This is a genomic window from Bacteroides sp. BFG-637 (assembly GCF_024793605.1).
Taxonomy (GTDB): domain Bacteria; phylum Bacteroidota; class Bacteroidia; order Bacteroidales; family Bacteroidaceae; genus Bacteroides; species Bacteroides vicugnae.
In genome coordinates this window covers 2815716-2840148 of record NZ_JANUPD010000002.1, presented here as the reverse complement: position 1 = coordinate 2840148, position 24433 = coordinate 2815716, and the positions used below count along the sequence as shown (strand labels likewise).

The 24433-nt window shown below is 44.2% G+C and carries 23 protein-coding genes; 8 read left to right on the top strand and 15 right to left on the bottom strand.

The genetic code is table 11. From position 1 onward, the window contains the following. Positions 1–73 precede the first annotated feature (73 nt). Positions 74–934, bottom strand: a complete 861-nt coding sequence (locus NXX38_RS11020) for a phosphodiester glycosidase family protein (RefSeq protein ID WP_258979450.1) — start codon at positions 932–934, stop codon at positions 74–76. Positions 935–1295: 361 nt separating this feature from the next. Between NXX38_RS11020 and recJ the strand changes: the two genes are divergently transcribed. The 8 genes from recJ to dnaG all read left to right on the top strand — a co-directional run bounded on the left by recJ (position 1296) and on the right by dnaG (position 12498). Then, on the top strand, positions 1296–3014 hold the full coding sequence (gene recJ, locus NXX38_RS11015) for a single-stranded-DNA-specific exonuclease RecJ (RefSeq protein ID WP_258979449.1): 1719 nt from the start codon (positions 1296–1298) through the stop codon (positions 3012–3014). Next, positions 3007–4917, top strand: coding sequence for an ATP-dependent DNA helicase RecQ (locus NXX38_RS11010; protein WP_195648619.1), 1911 nt, complete (start codon positions 3007–3009; stop codon positions 4915–4917). The genes recJ and NXX38_RS11010 overlap by 8 nt, the downstream gene beginning before the upstream one ends. A 38-nt stretch (positions 4918–4955) precedes the next feature. Beyond that, positions 4956–5918, top strand: coding sequence for a lipopolysaccharide assembly protein LapB (locus tag NXX38_RS11005; protein WP_148366522.1), 963 nt, complete (start codon positions 4956–4958; stop codon positions 5916–5918). Between the two features lie 301 nt (positions 5919–6219). Further along, entirely contained in the window at positions 6220–7068 is an 849-nt protein-coding gene (locus NXX38_RS11000) for a prephenate dehydratase (RefSeq protein ID WP_004297266.1), read from the top strand. Next, complete coding sequence (locus NXX38_RS10995) at positions 7043–8221, top strand: pyridoxal phosphate-dependent aminotransferase (RefSeq protein WP_055167701.1); 1179 nt, start codon at positions 7043–7045, stop codon at positions 8219–8221. Before NXX38_RS11000 ends, NXX38_RS10995 begins: the two co-directional genes overlap by 26 nt. Positions 8222–8309: 88 nt before the next feature. Continuing rightward, positions 8310–9371, top strand: a complete 1062-nt coding sequence (locus tag NXX38_RS10990) for a bifunctional 3-deoxy-7-phosphoheptulonate synthase/chorismate mutase type II (protein WP_074636687.1) — start codon at positions 8310–8312, stop codon at positions 9369–9371. A 165-nt stretch (positions 9372–9536) separates the two neighbouring features. Further along, positions 9537–10310 (top strand): prephenate dehydrogenase/arogenate dehydrogenase family protein, encoded by a 774-nt coding sequence (locus NXX38_RS10985; protein ID WP_055167702.1) that lies wholly within the window; start codon positions 9537–9539, stop codon positions 10308–10310. Positions 10311–10416: 106 nt separating this feature from the next. Beyond that, the gene (dnaG, locus tag NXX38_RS10980) at positions 10417–12498 is read left to right on the top strand and encodes a DNA primase (RefSeq protein WP_148366524.1); all 2082 of its coding nucleotides are present in this window, start codon (positions 10417–10419) and stop codon (positions 12496–12498) included. Positions 12499–12611: 113 nt separating this feature from the next. Here dnaG and folE read toward each other — a convergent pair whose 3' ends face one another. The 14 genes from folE to NXX38_RS10910 all read right to left on the bottom strand — a co-directional run bounded on the left by folE (position 12612) and on the right by NXX38_RS10910 (position 24300). Further along, entirely contained in the window at positions 12612–13202 is a 591-nt protein-coding gene (gene folE / locus NXX38_RS10975) for a GTP cyclohydrolase I FolE (RefSeq protein WP_004324710.1), read from the bottom strand. Between the two features lie 7 nt (positions 13203–13209). Next, the gene (locus tag NXX38_RS10970; RefSeq protein ID WP_148366525.1) at positions 13210–13659 is read right to left on the bottom strand and encodes an SPOR domain-containing protein; all 450 of its coding nucleotides are present in this window, start codon (positions 13657–13659) and stop codon (positions 13210–13212) included. A 107-nt stretch (positions 13660–13766) separates the two neighbouring features. Continuing rightward, on the bottom strand, positions 13767–14525 hold the full coding sequence (tpiA, locus tag NXX38_RS10965; RefSeq protein WP_004307847.1) for a triose-phosphate isomerase: 759 nt from the start codon (positions 14523–14525) through the stop codon (positions 13767–13769). 106 nt (positions 14526–14631) lie between these two features. Beyond that, complete coding sequence (locus tag NXX38_RS10960; protein WP_148366527.1) at positions 14632–15990, bottom strand: BT_3928 family protein; 1359 nt, start codon at positions 15988–15990, stop codon at positions 14632–14634. Further along, positions 15980–16522: a DUF1599 domain-containing protein gene (locus tag NXX38_RS10955; protein ID WP_074636678.1), complete on the bottom strand. Its 543-nt coding sequence runs from the start codon at positions 16520–16522 to the stop codon at positions 15980–15982. Before NXX38_RS10955 ends, NXX38_RS10960 begins: the two co-directional genes overlap by 11 nt. Before the next feature lie 122 nt (positions 16523–16644). Then, complete coding sequence (locus NXX38_RS10950) at positions 16645–17514, bottom strand: peptidoglycan DD-metalloendopeptidase family protein (RefSeq protein WP_148366528.1); 870 nt, start codon at positions 17512–17514, stop codon at positions 16645–16647. A 19-nt stretch (positions 17515–17533) separates the two neighbouring features. After that, positions 17534–17998: a nucleoside-diphosphate kinase gene (gene ndk / locus NXX38_RS10945; RefSeq protein WP_148366529.1), complete on the bottom strand. Its 465-nt coding sequence runs from the start codon at positions 17996–17998 to the stop codon at positions 17534–17536. A 223-nt stretch (positions 17999–18221) separates the two neighbouring features. Continuing rightward, positions 18222–20318 carry an ATP-dependent DNA helicase RecG gene (gene recG, locus NXX38_RS10940; protein ID WP_258979447.1) on the bottom strand — a complete coding sequence of 699 codons (2097 nt, stop codon included), beginning with the start codon at positions 20316–20318 and terminating at the stop codon, positions 18222–18224. Next, a complete protein-coding gene (locus NXX38_RS10935; protein WP_258979446.1) occupies positions 20319–20978 on the bottom strand; it encodes a 2-C-methyl-D-erythritol 4-phosphate cytidylyltransferase in 660 nt (219 codons plus the stop codon). Positions 20979–20985: 7 nt separating this feature from the next. Then, positions 20986–21537: a DJ-1 family glyoxalase III gene (locus tag NXX38_RS10930; RefSeq protein ID WP_148366532.1), complete on the bottom strand. Its 552-nt coding sequence runs from the start codon at positions 21535–21537 to the stop codon at positions 20986–20988. Between the two features lie 27 nt (positions 21538–21564). After that, positions 21565–22440, bottom strand: coding sequence for a cell envelope integrity protein TolA (locus tag NXX38_RS10925; protein WP_148366533.1), 876 nt, complete (start codon positions 22438–22440; stop codon positions 21565–21567). A gap of 6 nt (positions 22441–22446) precedes the next feature. Next, on the bottom strand, positions 22447–22863 hold the full coding sequence (locus NXX38_RS10920; protein ID WP_148366534.1) for a biopolymer transporter ExbD: 417 nt from the start codon (positions 22861–22863) through the stop codon (positions 22447–22449). Positions 22864–22870: 7 nt separating this feature from the next. Then, on the bottom strand, positions 22871–23587 hold the full coding sequence (locus NXX38_RS10915) for a MotA/TolQ/ExbB proton channel family protein (RefSeq protein WP_148366535.1): 717 nt from the start codon (positions 23585–23587) through the stop codon (positions 22871–22873). Continuing rightward, entirely contained in the window at positions 23584–24300 is a 717-nt protein-coding gene (locus tag NXX38_RS10910) for a pyridoxine 5'-phosphate synthase (RefSeq protein WP_148366536.1), read from the bottom strand. Before NXX38_RS10910 ends, NXX38_RS10915 begins: the two co-directional genes overlap by 4 nt. Between the last annotated feature and the right edge of the window lie 133 nt (positions 24301–24433).

Sequence of the window (24433 nt, the reverse complement as noted above, 5' to 3'; positions counted from 1 at the left end):
ACTAGTTTCTGCACTGAAAAGTCTTAATCTATGCACTGAAAGACCTTAAATACAATGAAGAATAATGGAAACGTTATTGATGCGTTATATAAAGAATATTAGGAACTTTCCGTTCTCCGGCATGGTCAAACCGCCCATTGTCACAAGGATAATTAACGACTCCATTATCCGATGCACCGTACAACCAAAGAGTAGTAGATCCACCTCCATCCAAATTTAATGCATCCTCACCTCCTAAAACCCGAATCAGATGTGCCAATTCCGGGATATTCACTCCTCCTGCTTGTTCAGGAAAACGTCCGTCTACCGTTATCAACAGTATTTTTCCATCCTTAGTAGTAGCAACAGCACTGCGAGGATGCTTGTTTCGGATAAAATTCGCATTACAGGAGCTCCAGTCGCAAACCTGTCCGTCTTTCAACATTAACGGACCGGAGGCTAGTACTGTACCCGTTTCTTCCTTATACGCCTTTTCTATTTGCCTGTTCCAGGGAATTAACTTCATTTTTCCCTTATGTAGATGTATGGCTCCGGTAACACGCCATTTAGATTCACTCAAAGTGGTTGTATCAACGACCTGGGTACCAACTTTCAGAAAACAAACCGAATTTCCCCGCTTCATATCAAAGTAGGAACCATTAATGGCTGCAATGGCATGATGTTCAGAAGCAATCCGACTCGTCTCCTTCATTTCACCCGAAATGGCAATATCCACTTTCAAACCTGCGCCGGGATCAACTTCTATCAGACTAACAGACTGCGGTCCCTGATACAATCGAGGGATAGAAGCATACTTATGAATGAGTCCTTTTTGAGGACTTTCCACCTTCCATTGGGCAGAGACAATTGCCAGTGAATCCGATACTGTTTGCCCTTTTATTATTCCAATAGAGCATAAAATCAGGATAGCAATTAACAAGTTTCTTTTTATCATAGACAGAGAAATGAATCATTTAAGTCGCTAAAGCTAGTCAATAATCAACATTCATCCAAAGATTCCCGTACTTTTCCACTCTCTCACTCCATTTTCTCTATCGGCCCTTCTCTACTATCCAGATAATCAATATCCTCCGACGACTTCCGATACAGAATGACCAGTAGCCCCTTAAGCCAACTTTTGGCAGCTTCTTACTTTTAATATAGTAGCGTTTTTCCTGTCTTCGTTTTTTATGGTCTTGAAATATTTTCGTCTTATCTACTATACACTTCCCGCTTTTTTTCGTACTTTTACCCCTTGTTGGAAAGAAGTGCCTTTTCAACCCTTGAGAACAGAAAAAGAAAAAACAATATATAAAATGAATCACAAATGGAATTATCGACCCATTACACCCGAACAGGCAGAGACAAGCCAGACATTGGCCCAGGAATTAGGGGTTAGCCCGATACTTGGACAACTTTTGGTGCAGCGGGGAATTACGAAGGCAGCAGATGCCAAGAAGTTTTTCCGCCCGCAATTGCCCGACCTGCATGATCCGTTCCTGATGAAGGATATGGATATTGCAGTAGAACGTCTGAACAGGGCGATGGGAAAGAAAGAACGTATTCTAATTTATGGAGATTATGACGTAGACGGTACTACTGCCGTAGCATTGGTCTACAAGTTTATTCAACAGTTCTATTCGAACCTTGATTATTACATACCCGACCGATACAATGAAGGGTATGGCATTTCTAAAAAAGGAGTGGACTACGCCGCAGAAACCGGTGTAGGACTGATTATTGTACTCGATTGTGGAATTAAAGCAGTAGAAGAAATCACTTATGCCAAAGAGAAAGGGATTGATTTCATCATCTGCGATCATCATGTACCGGATGATGTGCTTCCGCCTGCCGTAGCTATTCTGAATGCCAAACGCCTGGACAATACGTATCCGTACACTCACCTTTCCGGTTGTGGAGTCGGTTTCAAGTTTATGCAGGCATTCGCTATCAGTAACGGTATCGAGTTCCACCACCTGATTCCTTTGCTGGATATTGTAGCTGTGAGTATTGCATCGGACATCGTTCCGATTATGGGTGAAAACCGTATCCTCGCCTACCACGGTCTGAAGCAACTGAACAGTAACCCGAGCATTGGTATGAAGGCTATTATCGACGTATGCGGACTTTCTGAAAAGGAAATCACCGTCAGCGATATTGTGTTTAAAATCGGACCGCGCATCAATGCATCAGGACGTATTCAAAACGGAAAAGAAGCCGTAGACCTGCTGACGGAAAAAGATTTCTCGGTAGCACTTGAGAAAGCCGGACAAATCAACCAGTACAACGAAACCCGGAAAGACCTCGACAAGAGTATGACGGAAGAGGCAAACAACATCGTTGCCAATCTGGAAGGATTAGCGGATCGCCGCTCCATCGTGCTCTACAACGAAGAATGGCACAAAGGCGTGATCGGCATCGTAGCTTCCCGTCTGACAGAAGTGTACTACCGCCCTGCCGTGGTACTGACCCGGACGGATGATATGGCAACAGGTTCCGCACGTTCAGTTTCCGGCTTCGATGTATATAAAGCAATCGAGCATTGCCGCGACCTGCTGGAAAACTTCGGGGGACATACATACGCCGCCGGACTGTCGATGAAAGTGGAAAACGTGAATGCCTTTACCAAACGGTTCGAAGAATACGTTTCACAGCATATCTTGCCGGAACAAACCAGTGCTGTGATCGAAATTGATGCTGAAATTGATTTCAGGGATATTTCGTCAAAGTTCTTCAACGACCTGAAAAAGTTTAATCCTTTCGGTCCTGATAACACGAAACCTATTTTCTGCACTCACCATGTCTATGACTACGGAACAAGTAAAGTGGTGGGACGCGATCAGGAACATATCAAACTCGAACTGGTCGATAATAAATCGAATAATGTAATGAACGGTATCGCGTTCGGACAGAGCTCACACGTACGTTATATCAAAACGAAACGCTCGTTCGACATCTGTTACACCATTGAAGAAAACACGCACAAGCGTGGTGAAGTACAACTTCAAATCGAGGATATAAAGCCGATTGAATAAGTATCAGGAGATATTAAAACAATATTGGGGATATGACTCCTTCCGCGACTTGCAGGAGGAGATCATCACCAGTATCGGCGAAGGCAAAGATACACTGGGACTTATGCCGACCGGAGGCGGTAAGTCCATCACTTTTCAAGTGCCTGCTCTCGCCCAGGAAGGGATTTGCATTGTCATTACTCCTCTCATCGCCCTGATGAAAGATCAGGTGCAAAACCTGCGTAAACGCGGCATCAAGGCGCTTGCCGTCTATTCAGGCATGACACGGCAGGAGATTCTCACTGCTCTTGAAAATTGCATCTTCGGTAATTATAAATTCCTCTATATTTCTCCGGAACGTCTGGACACGGACATATTCCGTGCCAAACTGCGATCTATGAAAGTCTCCATGATTACGGTCGACGAAAGTCACTGTATCTCACAATGGGGATATGACTTCCGTCCTGCTTACCTGAAAATTGCCGAAATACGGACATTGCTACCGGGAATTCCGGTACTGGCACTTACGGCGACCGCCACTCCGGAAGTAGTGAAGGATATTCAAGCTCGCTTGGATTTCCGTGAAGAGAATGTTTTCCGCATGAGTTTCGAACGGAAAAACCTGGCATATATCGTCCGGCAAACGGATAACAAAACTCAAGAGCTGTTGCATATCTTACGAAAGATACCCGGCAGTGCCATTATCTATGTCCGCAACAGACGACGCACCAAAGAAATCACCGAGTTACTGGTAAACGAAGATATTACCGCCGACTTCTATCACGCCGGACTGGATAATGCCGTAAAAGACCTCCGGCAAAAACGCTGGCAAAGCGGAGAAGTTCGTGTAATGGTAGCGACAAACGCCTTTGGAATGGGGATTGATAAACCCGACGTGCGCATCGTATTGCATCTCGATCTCCCCGACTCTCTCGAAGCTTACTTCCAGGAGGCCGGTCGTGCAGGAAGAGACGGTGAAAAAGCGTATGCTGTGATCTTATACACCAAAACGGACAGAACGACGCTGCACAGGCGCGTTGTGGATACTTTTCCCGACAAAGAGTATATTCTCAGTGTCTACGAACATCTGCAGTATTACTATCAGATGGCAATGGGCGACGGTTTCCAATGTGTCCGCGAATTTAATCTGGAAGAGTTTTGCCGGAAGTTCAAATACTTCCCGGTTCCGGTGGACAGTGCACTGAAAATACTGACTCAAGCCGGTTATCTGGAATATACGGACGAACAGGATAATGCCTCCCGTATTCTTTTCACGATTCGCCGGGACGAACTATACAAATTGCGGGAAATGGGAACGGAAGCCGAAGCACTGATACAGACGATTCTCCGCTCTTACACCGGAGTATTCACCGACTATGCCTATATCAGCGAAGCAACCTTGTCCATACGTACCGGACTGACCCGCGAACAAATTTATAATATACTGGTCACGCTTACCAAACGTCGTATCGTGGATTACATTCCGCACAAAAAGACACCTTATATTATATACACCCGCGAACGGCAGGAACTTCGTTTTGTGCATATTCCTCCTTCCGTCTACGAAGAACGCAAAGCCCGGTATGAAGCCCGCATCAAGGCGATGGAAGAGTATGTCACTTCGGAGAATGTGTGCCGGAGCCGGATGCTGCTCCGTTACTTCGGAGAGAAGAACGAGCACAACTGCGGACAATGCGATGTTTGTCTTAGTCACCGTGCAACTGGTGCCCTGACCGAGAATTCTTTCGATTTCGAGGAACTGAAAAAGAAAATATCAGAATTACTTACCCAGAAACCGCTGACACCGGTAGAAATAGCCGATAAGATAGAAGCGGAGAAAGAGAGCATCAGCGAAGTCATCCAATATTTATTGGAGGAAGGCGAATGGAAGATGCAGGATGGAATGATACATATTTCAAAATAAGTTACTACCTTTGCAAGGTAACTCAAAAATAACACACCATGCCGAACTTTTTTAAATCTTTCTTCTCCGGTAAGTCGGAAACTCCGGAAAGTGAAAAACAGAAAAACGATCAGAAAAATTTCGAGATCTTCAAATACGACGGTTTACGTGCGCAACGCATGGGACGTCCGGATTATGCAGTAAAATGTTTTATTGAAGCTCTTGCCATCAAGGAAGAGTTTGAAACAATGGGCTATCTTAGCCAACTCTATATCCAGATGGGGGAAACGGCAAAGGCCCGCGAATTATTGGAAAAGATGGCTGCTATGGAACCTGATGTCACAAGTACTTTCCTGACACTGGCCAATGTATGCTTCATCCAGGAAGATTATCAGGCTATGGAGGAAGCTGCCAATAAAGCGATTGCCATCGAAGAAGGAAATGCCGTGGCTCATTATCTGTTAGGGAAGGCCCGCAAGGGACAGGATGACGACCTGATGACTATTGCCCATCTCACCAAAGCAATCACTTTGAAAGATGATTTCATTGAAGCTCGCCTGTTACGCGCGGAAGCTTTGATGAACCTGAAACAGTATAAAGAAATGATGGAGGATATAGATGCTGTGCTCGCTCAAAATCCGGAAGAAGAGACCGCCATGCTCCTGCGCGGAAAAGTAAAAGAAGCAGACGGCAAGGACGAAGAGGCAGAAGAAGATTACAAACTGGTGACGGAAATAAACCCGTTCAACGAACAGGCATACCTTTATTTAGGGCAACTTTATATCAACCAGAAAAAACTGACGGAAGCCATCGGCCTGTTTGATGAAGCCATCGAGCTGAATCCGAACTTTGCAGAAGCCTACAAAGAACGTGGACGTGCTAAATTACTGAATGGTGATAAGGACGGTTCTGTAGAGGACATGAAGAAATCTCTGGAACTGAATCCGAAGGATGAAGCTAACCTGAATGGGGAATTCAAGAACCTGGGACCAAAGCCTGAAGCACTTCCCGGCATCTTTTAAGTATCCTTTTCATGTATTTTAAGCAAGAAAACAAAAAAAGTATCGTTTTTTGTTTGCATCTAACAGAAAATTATTACTTTTGCCCCAGAATTAAAAACCAAAGCAAAAAAATAAAGATTCGAATGAAATCATTTACTTATGCATATTACTTCTTTTTTTACTTTTACTTTAGCAACAAAGTAGAGCGGGAGTTTGTATGTATCAAGTGACAGTGATGCTTAAGGACTGAATAGAGAAATCAATCATATGAATCCCGCTCCAATATGGACGCGGGATTTTTTTATATAATATATTTAGAACAATGAAAAAGATAGCAATTCAAGGAACACTCGGCTCATATCATGATATCGCCGCACACAAGTACTTCGAGGGAGAAGAAATAGAGTTAATCTGTTGTGCCAACTTCGAAGACGTGTTTACTTCGATACGGAAAGACAGCCAGGTTATCGGAATGCTAGCCATCGAGAATACGATTGCGGGAAGTTTGTTGCACAACAATGAATTGTTGAGACAAAGCGGCACACAGATTATCGGTGAATACAAACTGCGCATCTCGCACAGCTTTGTCTGTCTCCCCGATGAGAACTGGGAAGATCTGACAGAAGTCAACTCCCACCCTATCGCCCTGATGCAGTGTCGCGAATTTCTGAATCAACATCCGCAGTTGAAAGTGGTGGAAGGTGAAGATACGGCCCGCAGCGCAGAAATCATCAAGAATGAAAATCTGAAAGGACACGCTGCCATCTGCTCCAAAGCAGCAGCTGAACGTTACGGTATGAAAGTCCTTCAGGAAGGTATTGAAACGAACAAGCACAACTTCACCCGTTTTTTGGTTGTTGCCGATCCCTGGCAAGTAGACGAACTCCGCCAACATCATGCCAATGCAACCAACAAGGCAAGTATCGTATTCACTCTTCCACACACGGAAGGCAGCCTGTCACAGGTTTTATCCATTCTATCGTTCTATAATATCAATCTGACCAAAATTCAATCGTTGCCTATCATCGGACGGGAATGGGAATACCAGTTTTACGTAGATGTAGCTTTCAACGATTATCTAAGATACAAGCAGTCTATTGCTGCAATCACTCCATTAACCAAAGAACTTAAATTATTAGGCGAATATGCAGAAGGAAAGTCAAACGTATAAAATCGCTCCTGCCGACAGATTGGCAAGTGTTAGCGAATACTACTTCTCAAAGAAGCTAAAAGAGGTAGCACAGATGAATGCAGAGGGAAAGGATGTTATCAGCCTCGGCATCGGAAGTCCTGATATGCCTCCCTCAAGGGAAACCATCGAAACATTGTGCAACAATGCTCATGATCCCAACGGACACGGTTATCAACCGTATGTAGGTATCCCCGAACTGCGCAAAGGCTTTGCTGCCTGGTATCAACGCTGGTATGGAGTGGAACTGAATCCGAATACGGAGATACAGCCTTTAATCGGCTCGAAAGAAGGAATTCTCCATGTTACGCTGGCATTCGTCAATCCGGGTGAGCAGGTGCTAGTCCCGAATCCGGGATACCCGACCTATACATCTTTGAGTAAAATACTCGGAGCGGAAGTTATCAACTACGACCTGAAAGAAGAGGATGGCTGGATGCCTGACTTCGAGGCACTGGAAAAAATGGATCTTAGTCGCGTAAAACTGATGTGGACCAATTATCCCAACATGCCGACGGGAGCCAATGCAACTCCGGAAATCTATGAACGTCTCGTTGATTTTGCCCGTCGCAAGAATATCGTAATTGTGAATGATAATCCATACAGCTTCATTCTGAACGAAAAGCCTATCAGTATCCTAAGTGTACCGGGAGCCAAAGACTGTTGCATCGAGTTCAATTCTATGAGTAAGAGCCACAATATGCCGGGCTGGCGTATTGGTATGCTGGCATCGAATGCTGAATTCGTACAATGGATATTGAAGGTGAAAAGCAATATCGACAGCGGTATGTTCCGTGCCATGCAACTGGCTGCAGCTACCGCCCTTGAGGCTGAAACAGACTGGTATGAAGGTAATAATAAGAATTACCGCAACCGTCGTCATCTTGCCGGTGAGATCATGAAAGCATTGGGATGCACCTACGATGAGAAACAAGTAGGCATGTTCCTCTGGGGGAAGATTCCTGCTTCCTGCAAGGATGTAGAGGAACTGACAGAAAAGGTGCTGCATGAAGCAAGAGTGTTTATCACTCCGGGATTTATCTTCGGCAGTAACGGAGCAAGGTATATTCGTATCTCACTTTGTTGCAAGGACAATAAGCTGGCGGAAGCACTGGAAAGAATTAAAAGAATCTAACCTCTTCCAAAGAGAGGACGACAGCAAGATGAGACAGAATAAGTTCAATAAAAACAAGTTATTAAAAGAATAAAAAACAAATAAGAATATGGAACTCGAATCAATTTTATTACCGGGCATTGAGGCTAAAAGACCAATTGTCATTGCCGGCCCATGTAGCGCAGAAACGGAAGAACAAGTAATGGATACAGCCAAACAACTGGCTGCTAAAGGACAAAAAATATATCGTGCCGGAATCTGGAAGCCGCGTACCAAACCGGGAGGTTTCGAAGGTATCGGTGTAGAAGGTCTTGCCTGGTTGAAAGAGGTGAAGAAAGAAACTGGAATGTATGTTTCTACGGAGGTAGCAACAGCCAAACACGTTTACGAATGTCTGAAAGCGGGAATCGATATTCTTTGGGTAGGTGCACGCACCACTGCCAATCCTTTCGCCGTACAGGAAATCGCTGACGCACTGAAAGGTGTTGATATCCCTGTGTTAGTCAAGAACCCGGTGAATCCGGATCTCGAATTGTGGATCGGAGCGCTGGAACGCATCAACAACGCAGGATTGAAGCGTCTGGGTGCTATCCATCGCGGTTTCAGCAGTTATGACAAAAAGCTCTACCGGAATCTTCCCCAATGGCATATTCCTATCGAACTGCGCCGTCGCATCCCTAATCTTCCGATTTTCTGTGATCCGAGCCATATCGGTGGAAAACGTGAGTTAGTTGCACCGCTTTGCCAACAGGCTATGGACTTGAATTTCGACGGTCTGATTATAGAAAGCCACTGCAACCCGGATTGCGCATGGAGCGATGCTTCTCAACAGGTTACTCCGGACGTACTCGACTATATCCTCAATCTGTTGGTAATCCGTACGGAAACACAATCTACCGAAAGTCTGGCACAGCTCCGTAAACAGATTGACGAATGTGACGACAATATCATTCAGGAATTAGCAAAAAGAATGCGTGTGGCACGTGAAATCGGTACTTACAAAAAAGAGCACGGAATCACAGTTCTTCAAGCCGGACGTTACAATGAGATTCTGGAAAAACGTGGCGCGCAGGGCGAACAATGCGGTATGGACAGCGAGTTTATGAAGAAGATTTTCGAAGCCATCCACGAAGAATCAGTTCGTCAACAGATGGAAATTATTAATAAGTAGTTAGAGTGAAGGTGTGTCATAATGAATAATAAAACGCAGATTAACGCAAATTATCGCAGATTATTTCAATTATATTGATATATTAATCAACGACTTATAAAATTATTTCTGCAATCATTTGTGTTAATCTGCGTTTTGACACACTCTCACTAAATAATAAACATTATGAGAATATTAATCCTTGGAGCCGGTAAAATGGGCTCCTTCTTTACTGATATTTTGAGCTTTCAACACGAGACGGCCGTGTTCGACGTCAACCCACACCAGTTGCGTTTCGTCTATAACACGTATCGTTTCACCACATTGGAGGAAATTAAGGAATTTGAGCCGGAATTGGTTATTAATGCCGCTACAGTAAAGTACACGTTGGATGCCTTTCGCAAAATACTGCCTGTACTACCGAAAGACTGCATCATTAGTGACATTGCCTCTGTAAAAACCGGACTAAAGAAGTTCTACGAAGAGAGTGGTTTCCGTTACGTTTCCAGTCACCCTATGTTTGGCCCGACTTTCGCAAGTCTTAGCAATCTAAGCAGCGAAAATGCCATCATCATCAGTGAAGGCGACCATCTGGGAAAAATATTCTTCAAAGACCTCTATCAGACATTGCGTTTGAACATCTTCGAATATACGTTCGATGAGCACGACGAAACAGTAGCCTACTCGCTTTCTATTCCGTTCGTATCGACTTTCGTATTTGCTGCCGTAATGAAACATCAGGAAGCCCCGGGAACTACGTTCAAAAAGCACATGGCAATCGCCAAAGGGCTGCTAAGCGAAGATGATTACCTGCTTCAGGAAATTCTGTTCAACCCACGCACTCCGGGACAAGTGACTAATATCCGGACAGAGTTGAAAAACCTTCTCGAAATCATCGAAAACAAGGATGCGGAAGGTATGAAAAAGTATCTGACGAAGATTCGGGAAAAGATTAAATAATCAATACTGGTGCCAAGATTTAACGATCCCCTGCAAAAAAGTTCTTTGCAGGGGATTTTTTTATGTGTACCTTTGTATCCGCAAAAACGGATTCACAGGAGAAAGAATGATAGATCAAATTACCATAGACCGGATATTAGATGCGGCACAAATTATAGATGTCGTTTCAGATTTTGTCACCCTGCGCAAACGTGGTGTCAATTACGTCGGTTTGTGTCCGTTCCACAGTGATAAAACCCCTTCTTTTTATGTCTCTCCCGCCAAAGGATTATGCAAGTGTTTTGCTTGTGGAAAAGGTGGAAATGCCGTGCATTTCATTATGGAGCACGAGCAGATGTCTTATCCGGAAGCATTGAAGTACCTTGCCAAGAAATATAATATCGAAATCAAGGAACGGGAATTAAGTGACGAGGAGAAGTTTGTGCAAAGCGAACGTGAAAGTCTGTTTATTGTCAACAACTTTGCACGCGATTATTTCCAGAATATACTAAAGAATCATATAGACGGCCGTAGCATCGGTATGGCCTATTTCCGTAATCGTGGCTTTCGCGATGACATTATTGAGAAATTCCAGTTAGGCTACTGCACCGAAAGTCATGATGCATTTTCCAAAGAAGCAATCCAAAAAGGATATAAGAAAGAGTATCTGGTAAAGACCGGACTTTGTTATGAAACGGATGACCACCGGTTACGGGATCGTTTTTGGGGACGTGTTATCTTTCCTGTCCACACGCTTTCCGGCAAAGTGGTGGCTTTTGGCGGACGTGTACTTGCCAGTGCAACGAAAGGGGTTAAAGTTAAATACGTCAATTCGCCCGAATCGGAAATTTACCACAAAAGCAACGAATTATACGGTATATATTTCGCCAAACAGGCTATTGTAAAGCAAGACCGCTGCTTTCTAGTTGAAGGTTACACGGATGTGATCTCCATGCATCAATCCGGCATAGAGAATGTGGTTGCTTCTTCGGGAACAGCCCTCACGCCAGGCCAAATCCGTATGATCCATCGGTTCACCAACAATATGACGGTGCTTTATGACGGTGACGCAGCAGGTATCAAGGCTTCTATCCGAGGAATTGATATGTTATTGGAAGAAGGGATGAATATCAAAGTCTGTCTTCTTCCCGATGGGGACGACCCGGACTCTTTTGCCCGTAAACATAACTCTACGGAGTTTCAAGCCTTCATCTCGGAACATGAAACGGACTTTATCCGCTTCAAAACGAACTTATTGCTGGAGGATGCAGGAAAAGACCCTATCAAGCGTGCGGAACTGATTGGCAACCTGGTGCAAAGTATCTCTGTCATTCCGGAAGCGATTGTTAGAGATGTCTATATCAAAGAATGTGCCCAACTACTTCATGTAGAAGACAAACTGCTTGTATCGGAAGTTGCCAAGAGGCGGGAAACTCAAGCGGAAAAGCGAGCCGAGCAAACGGAACGGGAACGCCGGATGGCTGAAAGAACAGCTATGATGTCACAGGGTAGCACACCTCCTGAAGATGTTCCAATGCCTAATGGAGATATCCCGTTGCCTCCTGAAGTGGATGGCGGATATACAGATGTTCCTCCTGCTCTGCAGGAAGACAGCTATGCTTCCTTTATTCCACAGGAAGGAAAGGAAGGGCAGGAATTCTACAAATTCGAACGGCTGATATTACAGGCGGTAGTTCGTTATGGAGAGAAAATCATGTGTAACCTGACCGATGAAGAAGGAAATGAAATTCCGGTAACCGTCATAGAATATGTGGTTAATGATCTGAAAGAGGATGAATTGGCCTTCCATAATCCGCTGCACCGCCAAATGTTATCGGAAGCTGCCGCACACATGCACGATGCCAACTTCATTGCCGAACGTTATTTCCTGGCACATCCTGATCCGGTAATCAGTAAATTGAGTGTAGACTTGATTAATGTGCGTTATCAGCTTAGTAAATATCACTCCAAGTCCCAAAAGATCGTGACGGATGAAGAACGGCTCTATGAACTGGTTCCGATGTTAATGATTAACTTCAAGTATGCAATCGTAACAGAGGAATTAAAGCACATGCTTTATGCCCTACAAGATCCTGCTCTTGCCCATGATAATGAGAAATGTGACTCACTTATGCAACGCTATAATGAGTTGAGAACCGTACAAAGCATCATGGCAAAACGCTTGGGAGACCGGGTTGTTCTGCGATAAATCTTCATCGGTGCGAAGCCATGCCTTCACCGGTGCCGCACACCCTCCTCATTGATGCCGAAGCCTACGTTCCCCGGTGCTGGAACAAAATCGCATTTTTTAGAGGTTTTCTCCTATAAAGTTCCGTGTTGAATCAGATTCATAAACTCTTCACGAGTCTTTGCCTGATTGAAAGCTCCGGTAAAGTCAGAAGTAGTAGTAATAGAATTTTGTTTTTCTACACCACGCATCTGCATGCACATGTGTTTGGCTTCCACCACTACCATTACACCCAGTGGATTCAGGGTTTCCTGAATGCACTCTTTGATTTGCAGTGTCATGCGTTCCTGCACTTGCAGACGATGAGAGAATATATCGACTACACGGGCAATCTTACTCAACCCCGTGATATAGCCGTTAGGAATATAAGCCACGTGCGCCTTTCCGTAGAACGGCAACATATGATGTTCGCAAAGAGAGAAGAAATCGATATCTTTCACAATCACCATCTGACTATATTCTTCCTGGAATTTAGCGGAACGAAGCACTTCATGAGGATCCATATGATACCCTTTCGTCAAGCTTAACATTGCCTTAGCCACCCGTTCCGGAGTTTTTAATAACCCTTCCCTTTCGGCATCTTCACCCAACAAAGTTATAATACTACGATAATGACTCTTCAACTCCTCCAGATTCGGAGAAACAATTTCTTCTTTTTCTAACATGATACAATTATAAAGGGATATTGATCTGGTCTCTTACAATAGAAACCTCTTTGAACACACCGGTAGCTTTCAACCGACGCATCATTGCGTCCGCTTCTTCAATGCTACGGAAATCACCTACACGACAAAGCCAACGAGGTGGATTGAACGAAGTATATACCGTCAATTCAGGAAAATACTCTTTCACACGTGATGCCACATGATAAGCATCATTCTTCGCCTGACGAGTATTGTTACCGGCATACGCCTGAATTCTGAACCCGGAAGTCTTTATTACTTTCTGTTCACCTGTTGCAGGACGTTCCATACCTATGAGAGCCTCAATGCGGGGGTCTTGATGGATAGTCACCTTTCCTTGCCCCGGAATGTTACGTTCCAGACTCTTGATAATACTTTGCGCTTGTATGCCAACACTTGCCAAAGCCAGCAACAAAGTAAGTAAGGCTATTTTCTTCATTTAATAAACAGTATTTAGGCACGGATTACGCGGACTACACGGTTTTTAAGATTTCATAGACAAAAACACCGTGTAATCCGTGAAATCCGTGCCTGAAAAAGTTTTAATTATGCGTTGAAGGCATCAATGATACCTTTGAAATCAGATACTTTCAAAGCAGCACCACCAATCAAACCACCATCAACGTCCGGGTTAGCGAACAGTTCTTTAGCGTTAGAAGGTTTACAGCTACCACCGTAAAGGATAGAAGTATTGTCTGCGATTTCTTTACCATACTTGTCAGCTACGATAGAACGGATGAAAGCATGGATTTCCTGTGCTTGTTCAGGAGAAGCAGTTTTACCTGTACCGATAGCCCAAACCGGTTCGTAAGCCAATACAATCTTAGAGAAGTCTTCAGCAGACAGAGAGAATACAGATTCCATCTGTGCAGCTACCACTTCGTTCTGCTTGTTAGCTTCGCGTTCTTCCAACACTTCACCGATACAGAAAATCGGAGTCAGGCCGTTAGCCAAAGCCAATTTTACTTTTTCTTCCAGGATAGCAACTGTTTCACCGTAGTATGCACGACGTTCAGAGTGTCCCAGAATTACATATTTTGCACCTGTAGAAGCAACCATTTCAGCTGAAACTTCACCTGTATATGCACCTGATGCTTTGTCTGCACAGTTTTCAGCACCTACACCGATCTTTGCAGCGTCTACCAACGGAGTAACAGAAGCCAGGTGGATAAACGGAGTACAGATGATTACATCACAGTTAGGCTTTTCGTTAGCCAATGCTTCGTTCAGTTCTTTAGCCAAAGCGATACCCTCTTGAAGGGTTTTGTTCATTTTCCAGTTTCCTGCAACAATGTTCTTTCTCATTTTGTTTTTTATTTTAAAGGGTTAATAAATTTACGATTGGACGATTGACGATTGAACGATTGAAATTAGTGTTCGTTACAGAGGGTCGATCGTTATCATTCATTTCTTATTCTCGTTCTTCTATTCCTTGGTTCTTTATTTCCATTTCTTTGTTTTTCACCTCTTCCTCTCGTTGCTTCCGCTTCGCGTTTTTCCGTTCTCTGCGGCGAACGACCAAAACATCCACTCCGAGCACTAACAACAACGGAATAACAAACCATAAGAATACATATCCCACCGTATGAGTATCACTGCTCACTTTCTGCTTTCCTAACGGCAGATTTTCCAGCTTGTCCGTCAGCACATATTCATCCGGTATATCCTCATCGCTCCATTTATTCAGAATTGTTCCGTTCTTAATCAGTATCAATCCCGGATTGGAACGAACCATCGTCTTTAATGTAATATCATCCATCTGACAGAAAGGATATTCGGCTCCCGTCTTGTCCTTCCACAATTCGATCTGCTCTTCCGGTGAAGAAGTGAGGCAGTAAAACTTATAGCCATGCTCCACCGAATAGTCATATATCTCATTAATCAAATCAATGTTACTATCATCCGCCTCTTCAATCCGATGGGCAACCAACAGGAAGGTGTATCCTATATCCGTCAAGACATCGTCTGTTATATCCTCACCCGTATTCAGATCAATCATAGAGAAATCGTGAATAGCCGGTTCATATCCTTTTTCCTTTAAGACTGTCCGCGTGTCGATAAATGTCCAGGTACTATCCGGATAGTTATCCAACGTAAATTCTTTCTTCTCTCCGTTCTTTTCCAAGATAAAGATGCTTTCATATACACTCGGTTTCGCTCCTTCGGGCATTGTCATCCCTTCCAGAATATTCTTTCCGATCTTGTAAGGACGAAAATCTAAAACAGGCAGACGGTCCAGACAATAGAATGACAAAGTAAACACAAAAAACAGCGTATAGAGAGAAACCAACCATTCCATCTTCACACTGATAAAACGAATCAGCATCCTTCTGTGACGGAAAGCCATCATTGCTGCAAACAGCAGAACTATATTCTTCCCGAATGTCTCCCAGTTTGTCAACACCCAAGCATCTCCAAAACAGCCACAATCCGAAACCGGATCAAAGATGGCAAGATACAAAGTCAGTGGTGTCATGAAAATCATCAGCATCAAAGCCAATGAAGTAGCCAAGGTTCTTCTGGTAGCAAAGAATAAGGAGATACCGATAAAAAACTCAATAGCTGATAAAGTGATGCCTCCCAATAAAGGGAAGAATGAAGGAAACCAGGAATCCATTCCGAATGCGGTCAGATAATCCTGTATCTTATACTGGAACCCCAGTGGATCAACTGCCTTTACAAATCCGGAAAAGATGAACGATGCCGCCAAAAGAAAGCGACACATATTCGCCACTACCTCCTGAATGATATGTAAGTTCTTATCCTTCAAATTCTATCTTAATCAGTCCGAAAACAGAGTAATTAATCATATCCATATAATTGGCATCAATTCCCTCTGACACCAATGTGTTGCCGGCCAGGCTCTCAATCTGCTTGGTACGGTAAATCTTCATCAAGATCAAGTCTGTGTAAGAGCTGACACGCATGCTCCGCCAGGCTTCATCATAATCATGGTTTTTGGCAAGCATCAGGTCTAATGCCCCTTTTGCATACTTATCGTATAAAGCCATCGCTTCTTCATTGCTGATGTCGGCAGATTCGGCATACCCCAGCTCCAACTGGATGAGTCCGACAATGCCATAATTGACAATCGCAATAAACTCTGCACGGATTCCCTCGTCAATCAAGGTCACTCCTTTGGTCTCAATACTACGAATCCGATTGGCTTTAATAAAAATCTGGTCAGTCACCGAAGCCGGACGCAGGATACGCCATGCAGGCCCGTAATCGTGCAGCTTCTTGGAAAATAAGTCACGGCACAAGGCGATGACATGTTCAAATTGTTGCTTGGTATCTTTCATCTTCTTCCAAATAGTGCGCAAAGGTAACAATAATTAAGTAAAAACAGAAAGAGGGCACTCTAAATTATATTAAAGTGCCCTCTTCTAAAGATATTGTATTACTGTTTTATAAGCTATCTATTTTATGAACAACGCAAAACCTGTCCGATACGCAAAGTCGTGGTTGGTTTGATGCGGTTCAGTTTGCAAAGCGTGCTGACTGATACGCCGCGTAACTTAGCAATGCGGGACAATGTATCGCCACTCTTCACCTTGTGATAACGGATAGCACCGTCAGCCACCTGAGTGTCATGAGAACCTGCACGATTCACGCCTTTTGCTTTGCGGAACGTATAAGTATCGGCAACGATATCCTGTTTCGGGAAGTCGAACATATAAATCGGATTAATGGCAATTCCCAGGAAGCGGGTTTCGAAATGAAGATGCGAACCAGTAGAACGTCCGGTGTTACCACCCAGACCAATCGGTTCACCGGCTTTCACCAGCTGATTATCTTCAACCAATTGTTTAGACAAGTGTCCGTATACAGTTTCCAATCCATTATCATGACGGATAACAACGTACTTACCATAACCTCTGCGCTCATACTTCACTACACGCACTTTACCGTCAAAAGCAGCAACGATTGTATCACCGATATTAACCTTCAAGTCAAGGCCATTATGCATTCTTCTCCAACGAGGCCCGAAAGGCGAAGTAATTTTAGTACTCGGAGTTGGCATATGGAAACCAGTCAGGTCGATTGTATACGTTTCAGGGATAATAGCATTTCCGTAAGCATGCACATACTGGTTGTTCCAGTTTGGATAAAGACTTAGGGCGGGATATTCGGACTGTTCGGCGCGGATTTGCTTCTGCAAGGCCAAAGAGTCTACTGATTTTAATTTCTTGTCTATCGGTGCTTGGCGGGCAATCAGGTCTTGCGAGAAAGAGCTCAGACTGACCATAGCCGCAACAGCGACCAATCCTGTTTTAATAATGCTAAAATTCATTCGTTCTTTGTCAATTCAATTAATATTCGTCGTTTGCGTACAGGTAGTCAAATGTTGCCTGCTTGTAATCGAATATTTCTTCCGGTTTAAAAAATCTCGTTAATTCAATAGCTGCGGTCTCCGGAGAATCGGATGTATGAACTATATTCTCTTGAAAGCTCATACTATAATCCCCACGAATGGTGCCTGGGGCAGCTAAACGTCCATTAGTCGGTCCCGCCAACGTACGGACTGTTTGAATAGCATCCACACCTTCGAAACAACAAACAATGACAGGAGCTGTCATCATCGAATCTTTCACACGCTGAAAGAAAGGTTTGCCGCTAAGGTGGGCATAATGTTCGCTTAACAATTCATCAGTCAGTTGCACCATCTTCATGCCGGCCAACCGCAATCCTTTACGTTCAAAGCGGTGAGTAATCTCACCAACCAATCCCCGTTGAAGGGTACACGGTTTTAAAATGACCAGCGTTTTTTCAAGCATAATACTCGACTTTACAAATGGTTAAACAATACATTTACTAAAAAAATTCCTCCAAAGATAGTATTTTCCTATGAAAAGGCAAGGGAGTTATTAACTATTTTTCAGATGCTTAGTACGGAAAGAAGGGAGAATCAGGGCGTTAAACTCCTATAAATAGGGAGGATAGAGACGAAATATGTTTTGCAACACATTTACGCAAATAAACTGCATGTTTAACCGTTTTTCAACTTATGGCAGCCCAGTTAACATTCGTTTTCCGTAAGGCTTTAAGCTGTCGCCATAAGATTTCGTTCTCCGGACTTTGTGCTGCAGGGTCTTGTTCTACAATACTTTCAGCTATAGCACGAACGTATTGCAACAGTTGCCCGTCGCGGACAATATCCGCAATCTTCAAATCGAAAGCAATGCCACTTTGCTGTGTACCTTCAAGATCACCGGGACCACGCAATTTCAAATCGGCTTCTGCTATTTCAAAGCCATCATTGGTGCGCACCATGATTTCCAATCGCTTCCGGGTGTCCTCCGTCAACTTGTAATTCGTCACCAGAATACAATAAGACTGTTCTGCTCCACGCCCCACCCGGCCGCGCAACTGATGTAACTGCGATAACCCGAAACGTTCTGCATTTTCTATAATCATCACCGAAGCATTCGGAACGTTCACTCCCACTTCGATGACGGTGGTAGCTACCATGATCTGTGCTTTACCCGAAACAAAAAGTTGCATTTGTTCGTCTTTCTCGGCAGGCTTCATTTTGCCATGCACTTTGCAAACCGTACACTTCGGAAACTCTTCCAGAATATGCTGATATCCTTCTTCAAGATTCTTCAAATCAATCTTTTCGCTCTCTTTAATCAGCGGATAGACAATATAAACCTGACGTCCTTCGTCGATCTGCTTACGCACCGAACGATACATGCTTTCCCGGCGATTGTCGAATTGATGGATGGTAGTAATCGGTTTTCTTCCGGGAGGAAGTTCATCAATCACAGACACGTCCAAGTCGCCATACAAGGTCATCGCCAACGTACGGGGAATGGGAGTGGCAGTCATTACAAGTACATGCGGAGGTTGAACATTCTTACTCCAAAGACGGGCACGCTGAGCCACGCCAAAACGATGTTGTTCGTCAATCACAACGAAACCTAAAGAGGAGAAATTGACAGTATCTTCAATAACGGCATGGGTTCCTATTAATATCTGCACATCTCCGGTCAGCAATCCGGTCAGAATCGCTTCTCTCCTTTTTCCTTTAATAGAACCTGTCAGTAGCTCAACACGAATGTCCATGCCAAAAAGCAATTCCTTGATGGTTTCGTAGTGCTGGTTTGCCAGGATTTCGGTAGGTGCCATCATACAAGCCTGATAGCCATTATCCAATGCCAGCAACATACTCATCAAGGCAACCAGTGTTTTTCCGCTTCCTACATCTCCCTGCAAAAGACGATTCATCTGCCTGCCACTGCCGACATCGTTCCGTATCTCTTTCAATACCCGTTTCTGCGCACCCGTCAGTTGGAAAGGAAGATTCTTTGCATAAAATGTATTGAACACATCTCCCACTCTTTCAAAGATGTATCCACGATACCTTTTCTGCCTGTCTTTGGCATATCGGAGAATGTTTAACTGAACATAAAACAGTTCTTCAAATTTAAGACGGTATTGTGCCCGACGAAGGACATCGGGATTGGTCGGGAAGTGGATATTCCGGAGCGCTTCCGTCAAAGGCATCAAATGATGCTCCGTCAGCAACTTGGGAGAAAGTGTTTCAGGCAGAGGTTCCTGTATCTGCTGAATCACCGTTGCCATCATCTTCTCAATCGCGTGAGAGTTGAGGAAACTGCGTTTCATCTTCTCCGTCGTACTGTAATAAGGTTGCAGTCCCACCGAGGAAAGTTTCAAATCATCCGGTTTATCTATATCGGGATGCGCCACATTGATACGTCCGTTGAAAATAGTCGGTTTGCCAAAGATGATATATTCCTCGCGAAGTTTATACTTTCCCAAGATATACTTTATGCCTTGAAACCACACCAAATCAACGACTCCTGTGCCATCCGAGAAATGCGCTGTCAGACGGCGTTGCCGTCCTTCACCAATAGTCTCAAAACCGAGGATTTCTCCTTTCAACTGAATATACGGCATATTGCCATCTATTTCATGAATGTAATAGATGCGGCTCCGGTCAATATATTTATAAGGGAAATAATAAATTAAATCGTGCAAGGAGTAGATTTCCAACTCCTTATTTAATACAGCGGCTTTTTGAGGGCCTACACCGGAGATAAATTTTATGTCGCGTGTGGCTAAATCAAACATTTATAAAAGAGCACTCCCCACTTTTAAATCGAAAGGAGTTGTTATTTTTATATTTTCACGGTTGCCTTCTGCCAGATAAACGGGCATTCCCATCGCTTCCACAACAGAAGCATCATCTGTAAAGAAGGGGGTAAATTCCTGTGCGTAGGCTTGTTTCAGCAACTCTATATCAAACACTTGCGGTGTTTGCACCAGTTTGTAATCCATCCGGCTGACTGTTTCACTTCCTGCATCTGTCAAATGGCGAAGCGTCTCTACTACATCCACCACAGGAATCACGGCTTTCTGCACCTCTGCCAACTCATAACAACGGCGAATCACTTCTACTGATACAAACGGGCGTACTCCATCATGCACCCCCACCAATCCCGGCTCTTGCACCAATGCCAGCCCATTCTTTACGGAATGGAAACGTGTTTCACCTCCTTCCGCAAGGACATGTTTCACCGTAAAATGATGTTTATCACAAAGTTGCTTCCAGAAACTTTGTTGCTCCTGCGGAAGCACCAATATGATTTGAAGTGTCTCGTCATATCTCCTGAAGACTTCCAGGGTATGCATCAACACAGGTTTATCACCCATGGGAAGGAATTGTTTGGGGAGATCACTTCCCATTCGCAAGCCCTTTCCACCGGCGACAATGATTACATATTTCTTCATGGGCGGTTTAGCGTTTAACGCACATCGCTTCTACCAGTTCGCCTACTTTTTCTTTACCTGCCAACAGATCAACGATTGCCAAGGCAAATTCCATAGCAGCACCCGGTCCCATCCCCGTAATGATGTTTCCATCACGTACGACATGTGCATTTACACATTCGGCGCCATCCAGATATTGTTCGAAACTCGGATAACAGGTAGCCTTCTTTCCTTTCAGCAGCCCCAGTTTACCCAACACCATCGGAGCAGCACAAATGGCAGCAATAGGTTTACCTTTTGCAGCAAAATCAAGAATCAATTTACGCAATCCTTCGTGCTTGTCAAGTGTAGCAGCTCCCGGCATTCCTCCCGGCAACAACAAAAGTTCAGCATCGAAGAAATCGCAATTCTCGAAATTGATATCGCAAAGAACAGATACATCATGTGCTCCCACTACAATTTCATCCGGTGTAACGGATACGATTTCTACATTCAGTCCGGCACGTCTCAACGTGTCAATAGCAGTAAAGGCTTCAATTTCTTCAAAACCATCTGCAAAAAAAGCGTATACAGTTCCCATAATGCTTAATATATTTGGTTAATGATACTATCTCAAGTTAAAATAATAGGTGATTGTCCCTGTCTGGTTATTCACTCCATCGATCGTATTAAAACGGGCTTTCTTAGCTGCATCCTCCGCTGCTTTACGTAAAGCAGAGTTTACAGTGTTCGTTTGAGGGCTAATGCTGGTCGACACTACTTGTCCTGCGGGATTCACGGTGATATTCACCACTACACGTCCTTCTTCCTGCACGTTATATACAGGCTTCGGCAAACTACCCGTACCTAAAGAACGTCCGCCAAGGTCAAATGTTCCATAACCACCAGTTCCGGTCTTCGCTCCGGTAGAAGAATTACCTTCTTTGCTACCTTCGGTTCCCGTGCCACTATCTGCTGTTCCTTTATTACCTGTCATTTGCGCTCCTTTTCCGAACGCACCGGCCACCCTCTTTTTAGCAGCCTCTTCGGCAGCTTTACGTTCACGTTCCGCTTTTTCCTCCGCCAGTCGTTTCGCCTCCGCAGCTTTTTCCGCTTCCGTTTTTTCCGGCTTCTTCACCGGCTCTTTCGGCTTGACCACCTCTTTAGGTTTCACCGTTTCTTTTTTCGGTTCTTCCGCTTTAGGTTTCAAAGTGACCGTTTCCTCTTCAGTCTGTGTCAGTAAATCCTGTTCCGAAGGAAGTTGCGGTTCTGTTTCTGCAGGCGGTGCTGCCGCATCTTCATCCATAATATCCACATCTACCAGAGAAGGATCATCAAAACCGCTCGCTGCGTCCACATTCCCCAGCATCACGGGCACTCCACCTGCATCTTCATCCGGTTGGGGGACAGTAAAGCTCACCAGAATCAAAAGAGCAATCACTGCCACATGCACCAATAGTGCACCGAGCGCTCCTATGTATTCACCCTTTTTTCTTCTGTCCATTGTTTCTTATTTTTTTTCAGGCGGGCGGGTAGCCAGCACCATCTTAAAATGATTCTCGTTTGCAATGTTCAATACCCTTACAATCTCACGGTAAGGTACCGATTCATCCGCATACAATGCCACATACATTTCCGGTTCCTTCTCTGCACAACTCTGCAAAAAAGAGGTCAGATCGTTCAGCGCCACCGGCTGCTCTTTTTCATTGCCGAAAGCGGCATAGAAATTCAAGTCCTTATCGATAACCACTCTTGTCAGCGGTTTGGCCGAAGTCTGCTGCTTGCCTTGAGGCAACAATACCTTGATGGCATTGGGCGACACCACCGTAGAGGTTATCATAAAGAATATCAGCAACAGGAAGATGACATCCGTCATGGAGGCCATGCTGAAATTGGGCGATACTCTATTTCTTCTTTTTAATCCCATCTGCGAATTATTTTGCAGGCTCGTTCAACAGGTCCATGAACTCCATTGTACGAGATTCCATTTTATTTACCACACGGTCTACCAGCATCACCAGATAATTGTAGGCAAACATAGCGATGATACCGACAATCAGACCACCGACCGTTGTAATCATAGCTTCATAGATACCTCCGGAAAGCAAAGTGATATCAATGTTTCCGCTTCCGGCATTCGCCATTTCGTAGAAAGCACGTACCATACCGGTCACCGTACCGAGAAATCCGAGCATCGGAGCGCCTCCGGAAATAGTTGCCATCACAGTCAGTCCTTTTTCCAGCTTTGCAACTTCAATATTACCCACATTCTCAATAGCTACCTGCACATCGTTAATAGGACGTCCCAAACGGCTGATTCCTTTTTCTATCATACGTGCCGAAGGAGTATTCATCGTGCGGCAATAGTTAATAGCCGCTTTGATCTCTCCACTATGAATATAGTCTTTAATCCGTTCCATAAACATGGGGTCCTCTTTTCCTGCCTTGCGAATCATGTAGTTACGTTCAAACAGGATATAGAAGCAGACAACCGACAGTACGCCCAGCACAATCATAATCCATCCACCCTTGACAGCCATATCAAGCATGTTCATTTCAGGAGTGTTTACCTCCGTCAGCACGGGGTTGGCAGTAGCCAGTGAATCGGCCATATTCATAGCCCCTTGGGCTAACAAGATCATTGCATTCATGAGCGTAGACAGTTTTTATATTCCTGAATGGTACGTTCGAGTCCCAGATACAGTGCATCGCTAATCAACGCATGTCCGATAGACACTTCATCCACCCAAGGAATGTTTTTATAGAAATAATTTAAATTCACCAGACTTAAATCATGACCGGCGTTCAATCCGATCCCCAGTTTACGGGCAGTCTTCGCAGCTTCGATAAAAGGAGCGATGGCCGCTTCCGGATTCTTAGGATAGTTTGTTGCATAAGGTTCTGTATACAGTTCGACACGATCCGCCCCTGCTTTTGCCGCATATTCCACCATTCCAGGATCAGCCGCTACAAAAACGGAAGTACGGATGCCGGCACTGTTAAATTGATCGAGAACTTCAGTCAGAAATTCCAGATTTGCTTTCGTATCCCAACCGGAATTGGAGGTGATCTGTGAAGGATCATCGGGAACTAAAGTAACCTGATGAGGTTTTACTTTCAACACTAAGTCAATAAATTCCGGGGACGGATAACCTTCAATATTGAATTCTGTCCGCAACAGAGGACGCAAATCATATACATCCGAACGACGAATGTGACGCTCGTCAGGACGGGGATGAACGGTGATACCATCAGCACCAAAAGATTCACAATCAAGCGCCACCTTTACTACATCGGGCACATTTCCCCCGCGAGCATTTCTTAGTGTAGCAATCTTGTTTATGTTTACACTTAATTTAGTCATAGTTCTACGTTATATTTGCCGCAAAAATACAAATATTATTATTAGTTGCCTAATAATACGAAACGCATTCTCTACTCTTTTTTGGTTATTTAAAGTAGAAATCCAAGAAAAAATGCCAAATTTGCATCCTGAA

What these genes read in the sequence shown, in the direction of transcription:
- NXX38_RS10995 (WP_055167701.1), top strand. Translation starts at nt 7,043, where the DNA reads ATGCAGAAGGAAAGTCAAACGTATAAAATCGCTCCTGCCGACAGATTG.
- folE (WP_004324710.1), bottom strand. Translation starts at nt 13,202, where the DNA reads ATGTTAGAAAAAGAAGAAATTGTTTCTCCGAATCTGGAGGAGTTGAAG.
- NXX38_RS10925 (WP_148366533.1), bottom strand. Translation starts at nt 22,440, where the DNA reads ATGGACAGAAGAAAAAAGGGTGAATACATAGGAGCGCTCGGTGCACTA.
- NXX38_RS11005 (WP_148366522.1), top strand. Translation starts at nt 4,956, where the DNA reads ATGCCGAACTTTTTTAAATCTTTCTTCTCCGGTAAGTCGGAAACTCCG.
- NXX38_RS10910 (WP_148366536.1), bottom strand. Translation starts at nt 24,300, where the DNA reads ATGACTAAATTAAGTGTAAACATAAACAAGATTGCTACACTAAGAAAT.
- NXX38_RS10950 (WP_148366528.1), bottom strand. Translation starts at nt 17,514, where the DNA reads ATGAATTTTAGCATTATTAAAACAGGATTGGTCGCTGTTGCGGCTATG.
- NXX38_RS10990 (WP_074636687.1), top strand. Translation starts at nt 8,310, where the DNA reads ATGGAACTCGAATCAATTTTATTACCGGGCATTGAGGCTAAAAGACCA.
- NXX38_RS11000 (WP_004297266.1), top strand. Translation starts at nt 6,220, where the DNA reads ATGAAAAAGATAGCAATTCAAGGAACACTCGGCTCATATCATGATATC.
- tpiA (WP_004307847.1), bottom strand. Translation starts at nt 14,525, where the DNA reads ATGAGAAAGAACATTGTTGCAGGAAACTGGAAAATGAACAAAACCCTT.
- NXX38_RS10935 (WP_258979446.1), bottom strand. Translation starts at nt 20,978, where the DNA reads ATGAAGAAATATGTAATCATTGTCGCCGGTGGAAAGGGCTTGCGAATG.
- NXX38_RS10985 (WP_055167702.1), top strand. Translation starts at nt 9,537, where the DNA reads ATGAGAATATTAATCCTTGGAGCCGGTAAAATGGGCTCCTTCTTTACT.
- ndk (WP_148366529.1), bottom strand. Translation starts at nt 17,998, where the DNA reads ATGCTTGAAAAAACGCTGGTCATTTTAAAACCGTGTACCCTTCAACGG.
- recJ (WP_258979449.1), top strand. Translation starts at nt 1,296, where the DNA reads ATGAATCACAAATGGAATTATCGACCCATTACACCCGAACAGGCAGAG.
- dnaG (WP_148366524.1), top strand. Translation starts at nt 10,417, where the DNA reads ATGATAGATCAAATTACCATAGACCGGATATTAGATGCGGCACAAATT.
- NXX38_RS10970 (WP_148366525.1), bottom strand. Translation starts at nt 13,659, where the DNA reads ATGAAGAAAATAGCCTTACTTACTTTGTTGCTGGCTTTGGCAAGTGTT.
- NXX38_RS10955 (WP_074636678.1), bottom strand. Translation starts at nt 16,522, where the DNA reads ATGAAAGATACCAAGCAACAATTTGAACATGTCATCGCCTTGTGCCGT.
- recG (WP_258979447.1), bottom strand. Translation starts at nt 20,318, where the DNA reads ATGTTTGATTTAGCCACACGCGACATAAAATTTATCTCCGGTGTAGGC.
- NXX38_RS10915 (WP_148366535.1), bottom strand. Translation starts at nt 23,587, where the DNA reads ATGAATGCAATGATCTTGTTAGCCCAAGGGGCTATGAATATGGCCGAT.
- NXX38_RS11020 (WP_258979450.1), bottom strand. Translation starts at nt 934, where the DNA reads ATGATAAAAAGAAACTTGTTAATTGCTATCCTGATTTTATGCTCTATT.
- NXX38_RS10930 (WP_148366532.1), bottom strand. Translation starts at nt 21,537, where the DNA reads ATGGGAACTGTATACGCTTTTTTTGCAGATGGTTTTGAAGAAATTGAA.
- NXX38_RS10920 (WP_148366534.1), bottom strand. Translation starts at nt 22,863, where the DNA reads ATGGGATTAAAAAGAAGAAATAGAGTATCGCCCAATTTCAGCATGGCC.